We start from the raw sequence: 17,261 nt of genomic DNA, 5'->3' as shown, positions 1-17,261 counted from the left end.
CCATGGCGTCGTCCACCGTCTCCCGGGTGCGGCGTCAACTGCCGACGAGCCCCTGGCTGTTCGCCGCACCCGGTCTGCTGATCATCGGCGCGTTCATCCTGTACCCGTTCGTCTCCACCCTGGTCAACGCCTTCACCGACCGGCGCACCCTGATCCCGGGCGAGTTCGTGGGCCTGGCGAACTTCCGTGAGCTGCTGCACGACGACATGTTCTGGATCGGCTTGCGCAACAGCTCGCTGTACGTCCTCGGAGTCGTGCCCGCGCTGGTGATCCTGCCGCTGCTGCTCGCGCTGCTGGTGCAGAAGAACATCCCCGGCATCACCTTCTTCCGGTCCGCCTTCTACACCCCGGTCGTCGCGTCGATCGTCGTGGTCGGACTCATCTGGGTGTGGCTCCTCGACGAACGCGGCCTGATCAACTCGCTGTTGGAGGCCGTCGGGGTCGGCCGGATCGGCTTCCTGAGCGACCAGTGGCTGCTCCTGCTGAGCGCCATGGCCGTCACGGTGTGGAAGGGCCTCGGCTACTACATGATCATTTACCTGGCCGCACTGGCCAACGTGCCGCGTGAGCTGCACGAGGCCGCGGCGGTGGACGGGGCCGGGGCGATCCGGCGGTTCGTCACGGTGACGGTGCCCGCCGTCCGCTCGACCATGGCACTCGTCGGGGCACTGTCCTCGGTCGCCGCCTTCAAGGTGTTCTCCGAGGTCTACCTGATGGCCGGCCCGAGCGGAGGACCGGCCGGTGAGGACACCACGCTCGTGATGCTCGTCCAGCGCACCGGCACCGGACTCACAGGGCGCGTCGGCTACGCGTCCGCGATCTCGGTCGTCGTCTTCGTCGTCACCGTCGCGCTGATGGTGCTGGTGCTGCGGGCCGACCGGAGGGGGGACACGTGACTCGGGTACGCAAGGGCGAACTGGTGCTGCGGTACGTCCTGTTGCTCGCCGTCCTCGCCCTGACCGTAGGCCCCTTCCTCTGGCAGTTGTCGACCTCGCTCAAGGGCCCCACGGAGGACATCTACAGCTCGCCGCCGTCCTTCCTGCCGCGGCATCCGACCCTTCACAACTACGAGCGGGTCGCCGACACCATCCCCGTCTGGGACTACGCCTTCAACTCGCTGAGGGTCGCCACCGCCAACGTCGTGACCAACTGCGTCGGTTCGGCACTCGCCGGATACGCCCTGGCCCGGCTGCGCTACCGCGGCCGTCGCGCGGCCACCCTCGCGTTCGTCCTGGCGATGCTCGTGCCCGTGGAGGGCATCATCATCGCCCAGTTCACCACCATGCGGGAGCTCGGCCTCAACAACACCCTGATCGGTGTGGTCCTGCCGGGCTGCATCGGCGCGATGAACGTCCTGCTGATGCGCAACGCCTTCCTGAACCTGCCGTACGAAATAGAGGAGGCGGCCTACGTCGACGGCGCCAACGTCTGGCAGCGGTTCCTGCGGATCGCGCTGCCAGCAGTGAAGGGGACCGTGGCCGTCGTCGCGATCTTCGCCTTCATGGGCGCCTGGGACGACTTCCTGTGGCCCCTGATCGTGCTGAGCGACCCGTCGAAGTTCACGCTCACCATCGGCCTCAACTACCTGCACGGCACCTTCGCCAACGACGAACGGCTCGTCGCCGCGGGCACGGTCATCGCCGTGGCCCCGCTGATCGCCCTCTTCGCCGGCCTCCAGCGGTACTTCTTCCGCGGGGTGGGCGAGGGGGCGGTGAAGGGCTGAACCCCGCTTCGCGTCTGACAAGGACTCCGCATGCCTGCTGCCGTGCGCTTCGGCGTCAACTACACCCCGAGCGTCGGATGGTTCCACCACTGGCTCGACTTCGACCTCGACCCGGTCCGCGCCGACCTCGACTCGATCGCCGCCCTGGGTCTCGACCACATCCGGGTCTTCCCGCTGTGGCCCTACTTCCAGCCGAACCGCACCCTGATCCGGGAGCGGGCCGTCTCGGATCTCGTGCGGCTCGTCGACGCCGCCGCCGAACGCGGTCTCGACGTCAACGTCGACGGCCTGCAAGGCCACTTGAGCAGCTTCGACTTCCTGCCGGCCTGGACCCGGACCTGGCACCGGCGCAATCTCTTCACCGACCCGGAGGTCGTCGAGGGCCAGGCCGCCTATCTGCGCACGTTGGCGGCGGCGCTGGCGGACCGGCCCAACTTCATCGGCATGACCCTCGGCAACGAGGTCAACCAGTTCTCCGCGGGCCCGCATCCCGACCCCGACCGGGCCACGTCCGAGCAGATCGACGCCTGGCTCACCCGCATGCTCGCCGCCTGCGAGGAAGGTGCCCCGGGCCGACTGCACCTGCACGCCGAGTACGACGCCACCTGGTACCAGGACGACCAGCCCTTCACCCCCGCCCAGGCGGCCCGCCACGGTGCCGTCACCGCCGTGCACTCGTGGGTCTTCAACGGCACTGCCCAGCGGCACGGCCGCACCTCCGTCCCGGCCGAACACCACGCCGCCTACCTCGTCGAGCTCAGCAAGGCCTGGGCCGAGGACCCGCACCGGCCGGTCTGGCTCCAGGAGGTCGGCGCCCCCGCCCCGCTGGTGCCGCCCGAGCACGCCGCCGCCTTCACCGAGGCGACCGTGGCGAACGCCCTGGACTGCCCCGACCTGTGGGGCATCACCTGGTGGTGCTCCCACGACGTGTCCCGGGAACTGGCCGACTTCCCGGAACTGGAGTACGGGCTCGGCCTGTTGACCAACGACCGGAAGTCGAAGGAGGCGGCCCGGGTGCTGGAGCGGGCGGCGCGTACGGGCTCGCACGCGCCTGAACGTCGTACGACCGCGCTGGTCGTTCCCTCCGCCCCCGCCTCCCGTTCGCTCTGCGCGCCCGGCGGCCCCGTCTTCGACGCCTACTTCCGGCTGGTCGCCGACGGCGCCCGCCCCACCACCGTCCTCGACACCCGTGCCGGCGACCGGGACCACCTCTCCGCGCGCGGCATCACCGAGGTCGTCACACCCGATCAGGTACTCCCACCGTTCCTGTGGACTGAGCGGGAGTGAGTCCGTTCAGCCGCGCGCCCCGAACGGTCTTGGGCGAGCTGGTCCCCGGCGTACTCGACCCCGGGTGGCGACACGCATCCTGTGCATGGTCCGAGCCCGGGAGGCCAGTTCCCTCACGACCTGGCCATGTGGGTACGGCCAGAGGCGAGGGGGAGGCCCTGAACCATCCTCAGGTGGAGCAGGGGCCCCGCACGCTGACGCCGTACCCGGTGTCCCAGGTCGCACGACCACGCTAGCCCAAACAGCCCAGGGCGCCGCAAGCCCGTAAGTGGACGATCACACGATCGAGCTCATGCGGCCTTGTCTGCACTCCCTGGTGAGCAGCACCGACCCCGCAAGGACCACTAGGAGGCACCCGCTCGTGAATCCCACCAGACGCACGGTTCTGCTCGCCGCGACCGCGGCGGCGCTGCTGCCCGCCCTGCCGGCGAAGGCAGCGGAGGCGACCGCCCTCCAGCCGTACGCCACCTACTGGTACCCGGACTCCCTGCCCTCCGGCAGCCCCGGCACCGGCATCACCTGGCGCAGCCTCAAGGCCTGGCGGGCGGCCGACGACGCCGACCTCGCCTTCAACGCGGCCTCCGTACCGCTCGCCGCCCGCTTCACCCCGACCCCCGCGAACACGACGGCACGCGCAGGCCAGGCCCGCATCCAGTCGCTGGTCTCCTTCGGGCCCACGTCGGGCAACCCGTCGCAGGGCTCGGCGACGTCCGACTACTACGCCTTCGGGCACTGGGCCCACGTCGACGAACTGGTCTTCTGGGGCGGCTCGTCCGGCGAGGGACTGATCCTCGCGCCGAACGCCCCGATCGTGGACGCCGCCCACCGCCACGGCGTGCCCGTCCTCGGCAACATCTTCCTGCCGCCGGTCGCCTACGGCGGGCAGTTGCAGTGGACCCGGGACCTGGTGCAGAAGGACGCGGCCGGACGGTATCCACTGGCGGCTCAACTCGTCGCGGTCGCCGCCGCCCACGGCTTCGACGGGTGGTTCGTCAACGCCGAGACCGGGGGAGGAGACGCGGCTCTCGGGGCGGACATGCTGGGATTCGTCCGGGAGTTGAAGTCGCTCTCCGCCGCTCACGGGCAGCGGGTGACGTGGTACGACTCGATGACCGTGAGCGGGACGGTGAGCTGGCAGGGTGCGCTGAACAGCCGCAACCAGGCGTTCTTCGAGGCCGCCGACGACATGTTCGTCGACTTCCGGTGGACGGCGGCCGGTCTGGAGTCCTCGGGCCCCCTGGCGCAGCGACTGGGTCGCAGCCGCTACGAGTTGTGGGCCGGGGTGGACGTGGAGGCGGCCGGCTGGAACACGTCCGAGAACTGGGACGCGATCGTGCCGGCCGGCAAACCGCACATCACCTCGATCGGGCTGTACCGGCCGGAGTGGACCCGCAACCACCTGCCCGCGGACCAGCGGTCACCGGAGGACTTCCACGCCGCCGACGACCGCTTCTGGACGGGCCGGTCGCTCGATCCGTCCCGCCCCGACGGGACGGACGGCTGGCGCGCTCCGGCGGTGTCGGTCGCCGACCGGTCGACGGTCACCTCGGTGCCGTTCGCGAGCGTGTTCAACACCGGGCACGGGCTGCGCTGGTACGAGGAGGGCGCCGTCACGTCGGACGCGGCCTGGAACCACCTCGGGTTGCAGGACCGGTTGCCGTCGCGGCAGTGGGTGGTGCGGACGGAGGGCTCCCGGCCGGCCGTCTCCTTCGACTTCGCGGACGCCTGGCGAGGCGGAAGCAGTGTGCTCGTGAGTGGCTCGGTGGACGAGCCGGTCACCGTCGATCTGTATGCCGCGCGACTGCCGATCGGCGACGGCACGGTGGTCGAGCTGACCCACCGGACCGACGCGGGGGCGGTGGGCGTCGAGCTCGCCGTGGCCACCGCCGAGCCGGGCGCGCCGGGGGCGACACCGCCGTACGTCCATCTTCCGGTGACCACCGGCGACGGCTGGCACACCTCGACCGTACGGCTCAACGGCCTCTCCGGGACCGTCCACGCGCTCGGCGTGCGGCTCACCGGCAGCGGCTCGCTGACGTGGCGGCTCGGCTCTCTCGCGGTGTACGACACCCCCGGCACCCCCGCCGCACCCTCCGGCCTGCGGATCACCGCGGCCTCCGGCGGTGATCTGCGCCTCGCGTGGAACCCCGCTCCCGGCGCCGTACGCCACTACACCCTGCACCGGCTCCTGCCCGACGGCAGCCGGCGCTTCCTCGGCGGCACCTGTCAGCGGGCCTACTTCGTCGGCGGCCTCCGGCCCGAACAGGGCGAGCGGCAGGCGCGGTTGGAGCTGCGTGCCGTGGGGGAGCTGTACACGTCGTCGGACCCCGTGACCGTGACCCACCCCTGGTAACCCCCGGACCCTTGGAGAGCACCCCGCATGCATGACGACCGCAGCCTGGTCGAAGCCCGCCTCAGGCGCGTCCTCGACGAGCGACTCCGCCCCGCCGTGTACCCCGAGTCCGTGCCGCTGGACGTGGCGGTGTGGCACGCGCCCGACGAGCCGGTGCCCGTCGCCGAGGGCCTCGCGGCCGAGCCGGAGCCCATCGCCGTGGGCGCCCGCTGGGGTGCTCCCTGGGGCACCAGCTGGTTCCGCGTCACCGGGACCGTCCCCGAGGCATGGGCCGGGAAGACCGTCGAGGCGCTCCTCGACCTCGGCTTCGACGAGAACATGCCCGGCTTCCAGTGCGAGGGCCTGGTCTACCGGCCCGACGGCACCCCGGTGAAGGGCCTCAACCCGCGCAACCAGTGGGTGCGGATCGGCGCGCCCGTCGAGGGCGGCGAGGAGGTGCGCCTGCACATCGAGGCCGCCTCCAACCCCGTCATCCTCGACTACCACCCCTTCCTGCCCACGCGGTTGGGCGACAAGGAGACCGCGGGCGGCGAACCGCAGTACCGGCTGGCACGCATGGACCTCGCCGTCCTCGACGAGACGGTGTGGCAGCTGGTGATCGACCTGGAGGTGCTCGGTGAGCTGATGGCCGAGCTGCCGGTGGAGTCGGCGCGGCGCTGGGAGATCCTGCGGGCGGTGGAGAAGGCACTGGACGCGCTGGACCTCCAGGACGTGGGCGGCACGGCGGCGCAGGCCCGTTCGCGGCTGGACAGTGCCTTCGAGGCGCCCGCCGTCCCCTCCGCCCACCGCATCAGCGCCGTGGGACACGCCCACATCGACTCGGCGTGGCTGTGGCCGCTGCGGGAGACCGTGCGCAAGGTCGCCCGGACGACCTCCAACATGACCGCGCTCCTCGACGACGAGCCGGAGTTCGTGTTCGCCATGTCCCAGGCCCAGCAGTGGGCCTGGGTCCGCGACCACCGGCCCGAGGTGTGGGCGCGGGTGAAGAAGGCCGTGGCGGACGGGCGGTTCGTGCCGGCCGGCGGCATGTGGGTGGAGTCGGACACCAACATGCCGGGCTCGGAGGCGATGGCCCGTCAGTTCGTACACGGCAAGCGGTTCTTCCTCGACGAGTTCGGCGTCGAGAACGAGGAGGCGTGGCTGCCCGACACGTTCGGCTTCGCGGCCGGACTGCCCCAGATCATCAGGGCGGCGGGCTCCAAGTGGCTGCTGACCCAGAAGATCTCCTGGTCCCAGACCAACAAGTTCCCCCACCACACCTTCCAGTGGGAGGGCATCGACGGCACCCGGATCTTCACGCACTTCCCGCCCGTCGACACCTACAACTGCTCCATGAAGGGCAGCGAAATCGCCCACGCGGCACGGAACTTCAAGGACAAGGGAGTCGCCCGGCACTCCCTCGCCCCCACCGGCTGGGGCGACGGAGGCGGCGGCACGACCCGCGAGATGGTCGCCAAGGCGGCCCGCCTCCGCGACCTCGAAGGCTCGGCGACCGTGGCCTGGGAGACCCCGAAGGAGTTCTTCACCAAGGCCGAGGCCGAGTACCCCGAACCGCCCGTCTGGGTGGGCGAGTTGTATCTCGAGCTGCACCGCGCGACCCTCACCAGCCAGGCGAGGACCAAGCAGGGCAACCGCCGCAGCGAACACCTGCTGCGGGAGGCCGAGCTGTGGGCGGCGACGGCGGCCGTACGGACGGGATTCTCTTACCCGTACGAGGAGTTGGACCGCATCTGGAAGACGGTGCTGCTCCACCAGTTCCACGACATCCTGCCGGGGTCGTCGATCGCCTGGGTGCACCGGGAGGCGCGGCGCACCTACGAGCGGCTCGCGGAGGAGCTGAACGGCATCATCGACGCGGCCCAGCGCGCCCTGGCGGGGGAGGGGACACGGGAACTGCTCTTCAATTCCGCACCCCATGGCCGTGACGGAGTCGCCGCGGGCGGCGCCGGAACCGCGGTCGTCGAGGGGCGGACGACGGTGACCGAGCGGCCCGGCGGCGGGCACGTCCTGGACAACGGCATCCTGCGGGTCGAGGTGGACGCCCGCGGCCTGGCCGTCTCCGTGTACGACATCGAGGCCGACCGGGAGACGATCGCACCGGGCCGTGCCGGCAACCTCCTCCAACTCCACCCGGACTTCCCGAACATGTGGGACGCCTGGGACGTCGACGAGTTCTACCGCAACACGGTCACGGATCTCACCGATGTGGACGAGCTAGCCCCCGAGGGGCACGGGGTGCGGATCGTGCGGACCTTCGGCGGTTCCCGCGTCACCCAGGTGCTGTCCCTCGGGCCCGGTGAGCGGCGGCTTCTCGTGGACACGGAGGTCGACTGGCACGAGACGGAGAAGTTCCTGAAGCTCGCCTTCCCGCTCGACGTGCACGCCGAACGGTACGCGTCGGAGACGCAGTTCGGGCACTTCCACCGGCCCACGCACACCAACACCTCATGGGAGGCGGCGAAGTTCGAGGCCTGCAACCACCGCTTCGTGCACCTGGAGGAACCGGGCTGGGGCGTGGCGATCGTCAACGACTCGACGTACGGGCATGACGTGACCCGTACGGTCCGGGCCGACGGCGACCATGGCACGACCACCACGGTCCGGGTGTCGCTGCTGCGGGCCCCGCGTTTCCCGGACCCGGAGACGGACCAGGGCGTCCACCGGTTCCGGCACGCGCTGGTGCCCGGGGCGGGCATCGGGGACGCGGTACGGGAGGGGTGGCGGATCAATCTGCCGGAGCAGGTCGTCCAGGGTGCCGAGGCGGTCGCCCCTCTGGTGACCGTCGACCAGGAGGCGGTGGTGATCACCGCGGTCAAACTGGCCGACGACGGCAGCGGCGACGTGGTGGTCCGCTTCCACGAGGCACACGGCGGGCGGGCCCGGGCCACCCTCACGGCGGGGTTCGAGGTCGCCGGGGTCACGGCGACGGATCTCCTGGAGCGCCCGTCGGCCGATGCCCCCTCGCTGCGGCGTGAGGGGAACGAGGTGGCCTTGCGACTGCGGCCGTTCGAGCTGGTCACGCTGCGGTTCACCAGGGCCTGAGCAAGGGGGCGGGGAGACCCGCCCCCTTCACCTCGTGAGCTGATCCTGGCCGCGGCTCACCCCCCGAGCTGTGCCCGCAGCCACTCCTCCACCTCGCCCACATGCGCGGCCGCCGCCGCCCGGGCCGCCTCCGGGTCGTGGGCGATCAGGGCCCGGTGGATCGCGGCGTGCTCGCGCCGCGTGCGCTCGAACGCGCCCTCCTCCTGGTAGCCGCGCCACACCCGCGCCCGGAAGGTGCGCGACGACAGGCCCTCCAGGATCGCCGCCATCGTGTCGTTGCCGGCCGCCACCGCGATCTCGCGGTGGAAGGCCAGGTCGTGGGCGAGGATCTCCTCCGGGTCGTCGGTGGCGTTCATCGCCGCGAGGTGTTTCTCGACCTCGGCCAGCTGGTCGGGCGTGATGCGGGCGGCGGCCAGCGCGGTCGCCGTCGATTCGAGGACGCGGCGCACCTCGAGCAGCTCCACCAGACGCGGGCCCCGGGACAGGTCGGCGACCACGCCGAAGGTCTCCAGCAGGTCACCCGCCTCCAGCTGGGTGACGTAGATGCCCGAGCCGTGCCGGGCCTCCAGGACGCCCATCACCGTCAGCGCCCGGATCGCCTCCCGCATCGAACTGCGGGAGAGGCCCAGCTGGACGGCCAGATCACGCTCGGTCGGCAGCCGCTGGCCGGGCTCCAGCCGGCCCTCGCCGATCATCGCCTTGATCTGCTCGATGGCGCGCTGCGTCACGGTGCCCTTCTGCGGAGCTGTCTCGTCCACGCCATTCCTCCACATCACCGGGGTGCGCCGCAGTCTAACCGGCAGGGTGGTCGGACCACTATGGCCGGAAGACGGGAAAATCTGCCGACAGAGGGTATTGCAAGGGGTGAGTGGTCTGATAAGTATGCCGTCATCTGCTCGATCACGCTCATGCTCGATCACGCTCGACACGCTCGATGAGGAGCCATCAGATGCCCGGCAGAACAGTGGGGAAGCGGAACAGGTTTCGGATCATCGGCGCGGTGGCCGCGGCCGCGAGCGCCTCACTCGTGCTCGCCGCGTGCGGCAGCACCAAGGACACCGGCAGCTCCGGCGCCGAAGGAGGCGACGGGTCCGGCAAGGTGGGCGTGATCCTGCCGCTGCTGACCTCGCCGTTCTGGCAGTCGTACAACGACTACGTGCCCAAGATGGCCAAGTCCGAGGGGGTGGACACGCTGAAGACCGTCAACTCCAACAGCGACCCCTCCCAGCAGATCACCGACATCAACAACGAGCTCAACCAGGGCGTGAAGGGTCTGGTCGTCGCCCCGCTCGACAGCGCCGCCATCGAGGCCGGCCTCGACCAGGCCGAGCGCAAGGGCGTCCCGGTCGTCGCGGTCGACGTGGCCCCCGACAAGGGCAAGGTCGCCATGGTCGTACGGGCGAACAACGTCTCGTACGGCGAGAAGGCCTGCCAGTACCTCGGGGAGCAGATCCCCTCCGGCAAGGTCGTGCAGATCATGGGCGACCTCGCCTCGGTCAACGGCCGCGACCGCTCCGAGGCCTTCCGGGCCTGTGTGAAGAAGAACTTCCCGAAGCTGAAGGTGCTGGAGATCCCCGCCAAGTGGGAGTCCGACGCGGCCGCCTCGCAGCTGGGCACCCTCCTGAACGCCAACCCCGACATCAAGGGCATCTACATGCAGGCCGGCGGCGTCTACCTCGCCCCGACCCTGCAGACCCTCAAGTCCAAGGGGATGCTGAAGAAGGCCGGGCAGGCGGGCCACATCACCATCGTCTCCAACGACGGCATCCCGCAGGAGTACGACGCCATCCGCAAGGGCGAGATCGACGCCACCGTCTCCCAGCCCGCCGACCTGTACGCCAAGTACGGCATGTACTACATCAAGGCGGCGATGCAGGGGAAGACCTTCAAGCCCGGCCCGACCGACCACGACTCCACGATCGTCAAGCTGCCCAGCGGCATCCTGGAGGACCAGCTGCCCGCGCCCCTGGTCACCAAGGACAACGTCGACGACCCCAAGCTGTGGGGCAACACGGTCAAATGAGCAGCCCACTCGTGGAAGCCCAGGGGGTCGTCAAACGGTACGGCCCCACGACCGCCCTCGCCGACGGCCGTCTCACCGTCCTGCCCGGCGAGTCCCACGCCCTCGTCGGCCGCAACGGCGCGGGCAAGTCCACCCTCGTCACGATCCTCACCGGTCTCCAGGCCCCCGACGAGGGCACCGTCCGCTTCGACGGCGAGCCCGCGCCACCCCTCGCCGACCGGGACGCCTGGCGGAGCAAGGTCGCCTGCGTCTACCAGAAGCCCACCGTCGTACCCGAGTTGACGGTCGCCGAGAACCTCTTCATCAACCGGCAGCCCCTGCACCGCGGGTTCATCAGCTGGCGTGGGCTGAGGACCCGGGCCGCCGAGCTCCTCGACACCTGGGACGTGCGCGTCGACCCGGAGGCGCGCACCGCCGACCTCAAGGTCGAGGACCGCCAAATGGTGGAGATCGCCAGGGCATTGAGTTTCGGCGCCCGCTTCATCGTCCTCGACGAGCCGACCGCACAGCTCGACAAGCGGGAGATCGAGCGGCTCTTCGGCCGGATGCGCGCACTCCAGGACTCCGGCGTCACCTTCCTGTTCATCTCGCACCACCTCCAGGAGGTGTACGAGGTGTGCCAGACGGTGACGGTCCTCAGGGACGCCCGCTGGATCACCACGGCCCCGGTCGCCGACATGCCCCGGGCGGCCCTGATCGAGGCCATGGCCGGCGAGACCATCGCCGAACAGGCCGTACAGCTCAGGGAGGTCGAGGAGACCGCCCCCGTGCTCCTCGACGTCCGCGGCCTCACCTCCGACGCCTACGACAACGTCGACCTCACCGTGCGCCGCGGTGAGGTCGTCGGACTCGCCGGCATCAGCGGCAGCGGCAAGATCGAGCTGGCCGAGTCGTTCACCGGACTGCACACCCCGACGAGCGGAACGGCCCGACTCGACGGCAGGCCGCTGCCGTTCGGCGACGTACAGGCGAGCCTCGGGGCGGGAGTCGGCTTCGTCCCGCGGGACCGGCACGCACAGGGCCTGGTCTTCGGCATGACCATCGGCGACAACGCCACGCTCAGTGTCCTGGACCGACTCGGCCGCTACGGTTTCGTCGGCACCGACCGTAAGCGCGGCTTCGCCACCGAACTGATCGACCGGCTCGACATCCACACCGAGGGCCCCGACCAGCCCGTCTCCGACCTCTCCGGCGGCAACGCGCAGAAGGTCGTCATGGCCCGCGCCCTGGCTTCCGACCCGCGCCTGCTCGTCCTCATCAACCCCACCGCGGGCGTCGACGTGAAGTCCAAGGAATCCCTGCTCTCCCGCGTGGACACCGCCCGCGAGGACGGCACCGCGGTCCTCGTCGTCTCCGACGAACTCGACGACCTGCGCCGCTGCGACCGCGTCCTCGTCCTCTTCCACGGCCGCGTGGTCGCCGAGCACCCGGCCGGCTGGCGCGACCACGAGCTGATCGCCTCCATCGAAGGAGTGGACCACCATGGCTGACACCCAGGCTCCGCCGGTGAAGCACGTGCGGGTGCCCGAGGCGCGGGCAGCCCGGACGGTCCTGCTGCGCCGCGCCCGCGAACTCGCCCTCGTCCCGGCCCTGTTGCTGCTCATGGTCCTCGGCGCGTTCGTGAACGACTCGTTCCTCACCGAGCGCAACCTGATCTCCATCCTCGGCGCCTCGGCCGCCCTCGCCATGGTGGTGCTCGCCGAGTCCCTCGTCCTGATCACCGGCAAGTTCGACCTCTCTCTGGAGTCGGTCGTCGGCATCGCGCCCGCCGTGGGCGCGCTCCTCGTCCTGCCCGCGGCCCAGTCCGGCTGGGGCACCGAGTTCCCGGCCGTCCTCGCCCTGCTCGCGGTCCTCGTCGTCGGCGCGGCCGTCGGCGCCTTCAACGGCATCCTGGTCGTGAAGTTCAAGCTCAACGCGTTCATCGTGACGCTCGCGATGCTGATCGTGCTGCGCGGACTGCTCGTCGGCGCCACCAAGGGCAAGACCCTGTTCGGCATGCCGGACAGCTTCTACTCCCTGGCCACCACGACCTTCCTGAACGTCCCCATGTCCGTGTGGCTCGCCGCGGCCGCCTTCGCCGTCACCGGCTTCGTCCTGAAGTACCACCGCATCGGCCGCTCCCTGTACGCCATCGGCGGCAACGCCGACGCGGCCCGCGCCGCAGGCATCCGCGTCGAGCGGGTGATGCTCGGCGTGTTCGTCGTGGCCGGCGTCCTCGCCTCCGTCGGCGGCATCATGCAGACCGGCTACGTCGGCGCGATCAGCGCCAACCAGGGCCAGAACATGATCTTCACGGTGTTCGCGGCCGCGGTGATCGGCGGCATCAGCCTCGACGGCGGCAAGGGCACCATGTTCGGCGCCCTGACCGGCGTACTCCTGCTGGGTGTCGTCCAGAATCTGCTGACACTCGCCCAGGTGCCGTCCTTCTGGATCCAGGCCATCTACGGCGGAATCATCCTGGTCGCCCTCATGATCGCCCGTGTGACGACGGGGCGCGCCCAGGACTGAGCCCGCCCGCGTCCCCGTCACCTACCGAAAGGCACTCCGTGTCCTCGACCCCCGCCCGTGTCACCGCGGTAGACACCTACGACATCCGCTTCCCCACCTCGCGCGAGCTGGACGGTTCCGACGCGATGAACCCGGACCCCGACTACTCGGCGGCCTACGTCGTGCTGCGCACGGATGCGGCCGACGGGCACGAGGGGCACGGATTCACCTTCACCATCGGGCGGGGCAACGAGGTCCAGGTCGCCGCGATCGAGGCGCTGCGCGGGCATGTCGTGGGACGGTCCGTCGAGGAACTGTGCGCGGACCCGGGGACGTTGAACCGCGACCTGATCGGCGACAGCCAGTTGCGCTGGCTCGGACCCGAGAAGGGCGTGATGCACATGGCGATCGGCGCGGTCGTCAACGCCGTGTGGGACCTGGCCGCCAAACGCGCGGACAAGCCGCTGTGGCGGCTGCTGGCCGAGGGCGACCCCGAGTGGCTGGTCGGCCAGATCGACTTCCGCTACCTCACGGACGCGCTCACCCCGGAGGAGGCCCTGGAGATCCTGCGGCGGGGGCGGGAGGGAGCCGACGAACGGGTCGCCGGGCTCCTGGCCACCGGCTACCCCGCGTACACCACCTCCGCCGGCTGGCTCGGCTACGACGACGAGAAGCTCACCCGGCTCGCGGCCGAGGCCGTCGCCGACGGCTTCCGGCAGATCAAGCTCAAGGTCGGCGCGGATCTGGAGGACGACGTACGGCGCTGCCGTGTCGCCCGTCAGGTCGTCGGCGCCGACATCCGCATGGCGATCGACGCCAACCAGCGCTGGAACGTCGACGAGGCGATCCGCTGGACCAAGGCGCTCGCCGAGTTCGACCCGTACTGGATCGAGGAGCCCACCAGCCCCGACGACATCCTCGGCCACGCGGCGATCCGCAGGGCCGTCGCCCCGGTCAAGGTCGCCACCGGAGAGCACGTCCAGAACCGGGTCGTCTTCAAGCAGCTGCTCCAGGCCGGCGCTCTCGACGTCGTCCAGATCGACGCGGCCCGCGTCGGCGGCGTCAACGAGAACCTCGCCATCCTGCTGCTTGCCGCCAAGTTCGGCGTGCCGGTCTGCCCGCACGCGGGCGGGGTCGGCCTGTGTGAACTCGTCCAGCACCTGTCGATGTTCGACTACGTGGCCGTCACCGGCACCACCGAGGACCGGGTCATCGAGTACGTCGACCATCTGCACGACCACTTCCTCGATCCCGTGGTGATCCGGGAAGGCCACTACACGGCACCCGTCGCGCCGGGCTTCTCGGCCGCCATGCGCCCCGAGTCCATCGCGCGGTACACGTTCCCCGGCGGCGCCTTCTGGGCAGAAGACCTCGCCAACGACACGCGGAAGAAGGGGCAGGCGGCATGAGTGACTTCGAGGGCATCAAGGCCCTGGTGACCGGCGGCGCCTCCGGCATCGGCCGGGCCACCGCGGAACTCCTCGTCGCGCGCGGCGCCCAGGTCGCGGTCCTCGACCTGGACCCGTCCTCGGTCGAGAAGCCGCTGCTCGCCTACCGTGCCGACGTCACCGACGACGCCTCCGTCCGCGAGGCCGTGGCCGCCGCCGTGGCCGACCTCGGCGGACTCGACGTCGTGGTCAACAACGCGGGCATCGGCGCCCAGGGCACCGTGGCGGACAACGACGACGACGAATGGCACCGCGTCCTCGACGTCAACGTCGTCGGCATGGTCCGCGTCGCCCGCGCCGCCCTGCCCCACCTGCGCACGTCCGCGCACGCGGCGATCGTGAACACCTCCTCCATCGCGGCCACCGCGGGCCTCCCGCAACGGGCGCTGTACAGCGCGACCAAGGGGGCGGTGTACTCCCTGACCCTCGCCATGGCCGCCGACCACGTCCGCGAGGGCATCCGCGTGAACTGCGTCAACCCCGGCACGGCGGACACTCCGTGGATCGGGCGGCTGCTCGCCAAGGCCCCCGACCCGGCCGCCGAACGGGTCGCCCTGGAGGCCCGCCAGCCCACCGGCCGGCTCGTGTCGGCGGACGAGGTCGCGGGCGCCATCGCCTACTTGGCGAGCCCGCTCTCCGGCGCCACCACCGGCACCTCTCTCGCCGTCGACGGGGGCATGCAGGGCCTGCGCCTGAGGCCGGTGGGCCAGTGAACACCCTCGGCGCGAGCGGTGTGCGGGTCAGTGGCCTGGGCTTCGGCGCCGCCGTCATCGGCAACCTGTTCACCGAGGTCGGCGACGAACAGGCGCACGAGGCGGTCACCGTCGCCTGGCAGCGCGGCATCCGCTACTTCGACACCGCCCCGCACTACGGTCTGGGACTGTCGGAACGCCGGCTGGGGGAGGTACTGCGCGAGCATCCGCGCGCGGAGTACACGCTCTCCACGAAGGCGGGCCGCCGCCTGGAGCCGTCCGGGGACGGCGGCGACGACCTCGCCGACGGCTTCGCGGTCCCCGCCACCCACCGCCGGGTCTGGGACTTCAGCGCCGACGGCGTACGACGCACCCTCGAGTCGAGCCTCGAACGGCTCGGCCTCGACCACGTGGACGTCGTCTACCTCCACGATCCCGACGACCACGCCGAAGAGGCCTTCCGCGAGGGCTACCCGGCCCTGGAGAAGCTCCGCTCCGAGGGCGTCGTCGGGGCGATCGGCGCCGGCATGAACCAGGCCGAGATGCTGACCCGCTTCGTCCGGGAGACCGACGTCGACGTGGTGCTGTGCGCCGGCCGTTACACCCTGCTCGACCAGAGCGCGCTCACCGAGCTGCTCCCCGCCGCCGTGGCACGGGGCGTCTCCGTGGTGATCGGCGGCGCCTTCAACTCCGGGCTGCTGGCCGATCCGCGGCCGGGAGCGACGTACAACTACGCGCAGGCCTCCGGCGACGTGCTGGACCGGGCCCTGCGCATGCGGGAGGCCGCCGAGCGGCACGGCATCAGCCTGCGTGCCGCCGCCCTCGCCTTCTGCGCCGCCCACCCGGCCGTCGCGAGCGTCCTGGTGGGCGCCCGATCGGCGGCCGAAGTCCACGATGCCGCCGACCAGTTCGCGACCCCGGTGCCCGCTGCCTTCTGGCAGGAGCTGCGCGACACCGGTCTCCTGACCACCGAGGAGCCGTCATGAGAGTCGCCCTGCACACCAAGGTCCGCGCGGACCGCATCGACGAGTACGAGGCCGCGCACCGCGAGGTCCCCGTCGAACTCACCGACGCGATCCGCGCCGCCGGGGCCCACTCCTGGACGATCTGGCGCAGCGGTACCGACCTCTTCCACGTCCTGGAGTGCGAGGACTACGGCCGCCTCCTCGCCGAGCTGGAGAAGCTCCCGGTGAACGTCACCTGGCAGGCCCGCATGGCCGAACTCCTCGACGTGGCGCACGACTACTCCGACGAGGGCGCCGACGCAGGCCTGCCCGTCGTGTGGGAGCTGCCGTGACGGTGGTGGACGCGCACCACCATGTGTGGGACCTGTCGGTGCGGGACCAGGACTGGATCACCTCCGACAGTCCGCTGCGACGGAACTTCACCATCGAGGACCTCGCCCCCGAGGCCCGCGCGGCGGGCGTCGAACGTACGGTCCTCGTCCAGACGATCACGGTGCCCGAGGAGACCCCGGAGTTCCTGGCCCTCGCGGCCCGCCACGACGTGATCGCGGGTGTCGTCGGCTGGACCGACCTGACCCGTCCCGACGCCGCCGACGAGTTGGCGCGTCTGCGCGAATGCCCCGGCGGGACCTGCCTCAAGGGCATCCGCCACCAGGTCCAGAGCGAGCCGGACCCCGAGTGGCTGCTGCGGCCGGACGTACGCCGAGGCCTGACCGCGGTGGCCGAAGCGGGCCTGGTGTACGACCTGGTCGTCCTGCCCCACCAACTGCCCGCCTGCGCCAAGGCGGCCGAGTCGCTGCCCCAACTCACCTTCGTCCTCGATCACTTGGGTAAACCGCCCATCGCCTCCGGCGCCCTGGAACCCTGGGCGGCCGACGTCCGTGCCCTGGCCGCCCTGCCCAACACTGTCTGCAAACTCTCCGGCATGGTCACCGAGGCGGACCTCGACTCCTGGACGATCGACGACCTGCGCCCGTACGCCGACACGGTCCTGGACGCCTTCGGCCCGGAGCGTCTCATGTTCGGCTCGGACTGGCCGGTGTGCACACTGGGAGCGACATACGGGCACGTGCTCGACACGGCACGTCGGTTGACGCCCCCGTCCGCCCACCCCCAGGTCTTCGGCGCCACGGCCACGCGCGTCTACGGACTCGACGCCCCCGGGACGTAACCAAGGAGATGCCGGGACGTCCCGGCCGTTCTGCGCCCTGTCCTTCGGGGCGCCCGTGTGGGCGGGCGGT

General features: G+C 70.9%; 14 protein-coding genes. 13 read left to right on the top strand and 1 reads right to left on the bottom strand.

What is annotated here, in order from left to right:
• Positions 1–2: 2 nt before the first annotated feature.
• The 5 genes from OG841_RS06315 to OG841_RS06295 all read left to right on the top strand — a co-directional run bounded on the left by OG841_RS06315 (position 3) and on the right by OG841_RS06295 (position 8,405).
• Positions 3–896 (top strand): carbohydrate ABC transporter permease, encoded by an 894-nt coding sequence (locus OG841_RS06315; RefSeq protein WP_365118702.1) that lies wholly within the window; start codon positions 3–5, stop codon positions 894–896.
• A complete protein-coding gene (locus OG841_RS06310; RefSeq protein WP_328642367.1) occupies positions 893–1,723 on the top strand; it encodes a carbohydrate ABC transporter permease in 831 nt (276 codons plus the stop codon). The genes OG841_RS06315 and OG841_RS06310 overlap by 4 nt, the downstream gene beginning before the upstream one ends.
• 30 nt (positions 1,724–1,753) lie before the next feature.
• Positions 1,754–3,010 carry a glycoside hydrolase 5 family protein gene (locus tag OG841_RS06305; RefSeq protein WP_328642368.1) on the top strand — a complete coding sequence of 419 codons (1,257 nt, stop codon included), beginning with the start codon at positions 1,754–1,756 and terminating at the stop codon, positions 3,008–3,010.
• Between the two features lie 361 nt (positions 3,011–3,371).
• Complete coding sequence (locus OG841_RS06300; RefSeq protein ID WP_328642369.1) at positions 3,372–5,363, top strand: endo-beta-N-acetylglucosaminidase; 1,992 nt, start codon at positions 3,372–3,374, stop codon at positions 5,361–5,363.
• A 27-nt stretch (positions 5,364–5,390) separates the two neighbouring features.
• Positions 5,391–8,405, top strand: coding sequence for an alpha-mannosidase (locus OG841_RS06295; RefSeq protein WP_371563942.1), 3,015 nt, complete (start codon positions 5,391–5,393; stop codon positions 8,403–8,405).
• Positions 8,406–8,461: 56 nt separating this feature from the next.
• Here OG841_RS06295 and OG841_RS06290 read toward each other — a convergent pair whose 3' ends face one another.
• Positions 8,462–9,163, bottom strand: coding sequence for a FadR/GntR family transcriptional regulator (locus OG841_RS06290; RefSeq protein ID WP_266556508.1), 702 nt, complete (start codon positions 9,161–9,163; stop codon positions 8,462–8,464).
• Between the two features lie 191 nt (positions 9,164–9,354).
• Between OG841_RS06290 and OG841_RS06285 the strand changes: the two genes are divergently transcribed.
• The 8 genes from OG841_RS06285 to OG841_RS06250 are packed head-to-tail and all read left to right on the top strand — an operon-like array spanning position 9,355 to position 17,191.
• On the top strand, positions 9,355–10,428 hold the full coding sequence (locus OG841_RS06285; RefSeq protein WP_328642371.1) for a sugar ABC transporter substrate-binding protein: 1,074 nt from the start codon (positions 9,355–9,357) through the stop codon (positions 10,426–10,428).
• Positions 10,425–11,918 carry a sugar ABC transporter ATP-binding protein gene (locus tag OG841_RS06280; RefSeq protein WP_328642372.1) on the top strand — a complete coding sequence of 498 codons (1,494 nt, stop codon included), beginning with the start codon at positions 10,425–10,427 and terminating at the stop codon, positions 11,916–11,918. Before OG841_RS06285 ends, OG841_RS06280 begins: the two co-directional genes overlap by 4 nt.
• A complete protein-coding gene (locus tag OG841_RS06275; RefSeq protein ID WP_326661383.1) occupies positions 11,911–12,936 on the top strand; it encodes an ABC transporter permease in 1,026 nt (341 codons plus the stop codon). The genes OG841_RS06280 and OG841_RS06275 overlap by 8 nt, the downstream gene beginning before the upstream one ends.
• Before the next feature lie 38 nt (positions 12,937–12,974).
• Positions 12,975–14,324, top strand: coding sequence for an L-fuconate dehydratase (locus tag OG841_RS06270; protein ID WP_328642373.1), 1,350 nt, complete (start codon positions 12,975–12,977; stop codon positions 14,322–14,324).
• On the top strand, positions 14,321–15,076 hold the full coding sequence (locus OG841_RS06265; protein ID WP_328642374.1) for an SDR family NAD(P)-dependent oxidoreductase: 756 nt from the start codon (positions 14,321–14,323) through the stop codon (positions 15,074–15,076). The genes OG841_RS06270 and OG841_RS06265 overlap by 4 nt, the downstream gene beginning before the upstream one ends.
• A complete protein-coding gene (locus OG841_RS06260; RefSeq protein WP_328642375.1) occupies positions 15,073–16,041 on the top strand; it encodes an aldo/keto reductase in 969 nt (322 codons plus the stop codon). Before OG841_RS06265 ends, OG841_RS06260 begins: the two co-directional genes overlap by 4 nt.
• Positions 16,038–16,352: an L-rhamnose mutarotase gene (locus tag OG841_RS06255; protein ID WP_266393069.1), complete on the top strand. Its 315-nt coding sequence runs from the start codon at positions 16,038–16,040 to the stop codon at positions 16,350–16,352. Before OG841_RS06260 ends, OG841_RS06255 begins: the two co-directional genes overlap by 4 nt.
• Positions 16,349–17,191, top strand: a complete 843-nt coding sequence (locus OG841_RS06250) for an amidohydrolase family protein (RefSeq protein ID WP_371563937.1) — start codon at positions 16,349–16,351, stop codon at positions 17,189–17,191. Before OG841_RS06255 ends, OG841_RS06250 begins: the two co-directional genes overlap by 4 nt.
• The last annotated feature ends 70 nt before the right edge of the window (positions 17,192–17,261 follow it).

This window comes from Streptomyces canus (assembly GCF_041435015.1).
Taxonomy (GTDB): Bacteria; Actinomycetota; Actinomycetes; order Streptomycetales; family Streptomycetaceae; genus Streptomyces; species Streptomyces canus_G.
Note: the sequence above shows the minus strand (reverse complement) of the source record. Positions and strands in the feature narration are given on the sequence as shown.

Coding starts and splice junctions, on each gene's coding strand:
- OG841_RS06305 (WP_328642368.1), top strand. CDS start 1,754: ATGCCTGCTGCCGTGCGCTTCGGCGTCAACTACACCCCGAGCGTCGGA.
- OG841_RS06255 (WP_266393069.1), top strand. CDS start 16,038: ATGAGAGTCGCCCTGCACACCAAGGTCCGCGCGGACCGCATCGACGAG.
- OG841_RS06275 (WP_326661383.1), top strand. CDS start 11,911: ATGGCTGACACCCAGGCTCCGCCGGTGAAGCACGTGCGGGTGCCCGAG.
- OG841_RS06315 (WP_365118702.1), top strand. CDS start 3: ATGGCGTCGTCCACCGTCTCCCGGGTGCGGCGTCAACTGCCGACGAGC.
- OG841_RS06285 (WP_328642371.1), top strand. CDS start 9,355: ATGCCCGGCAGAACAGTGGGGAAGCGGAACAGGTTTCGGATCATCGGC.
- OG841_RS06265 (WP_328642374.1), top strand. CDS start 14,321: ATGAGTGACTTCGAGGGCATCAAGGCCCTGGTGACCGGCGGCGCCTCC.
- OG841_RS06295 (WP_371563942.1), top strand. CDS start 5,391: ATGCATGACGACCGCAGCCTGGTCGAAGCCCGCCTCAGGCGCGTCCTC.
- OG841_RS06280 (WP_328642372.1), top strand. CDS start 10,425: ATGAGCAGCCCACTCGTGGAAGCCCAGGGGGTCGTCAAACGGTACGGC.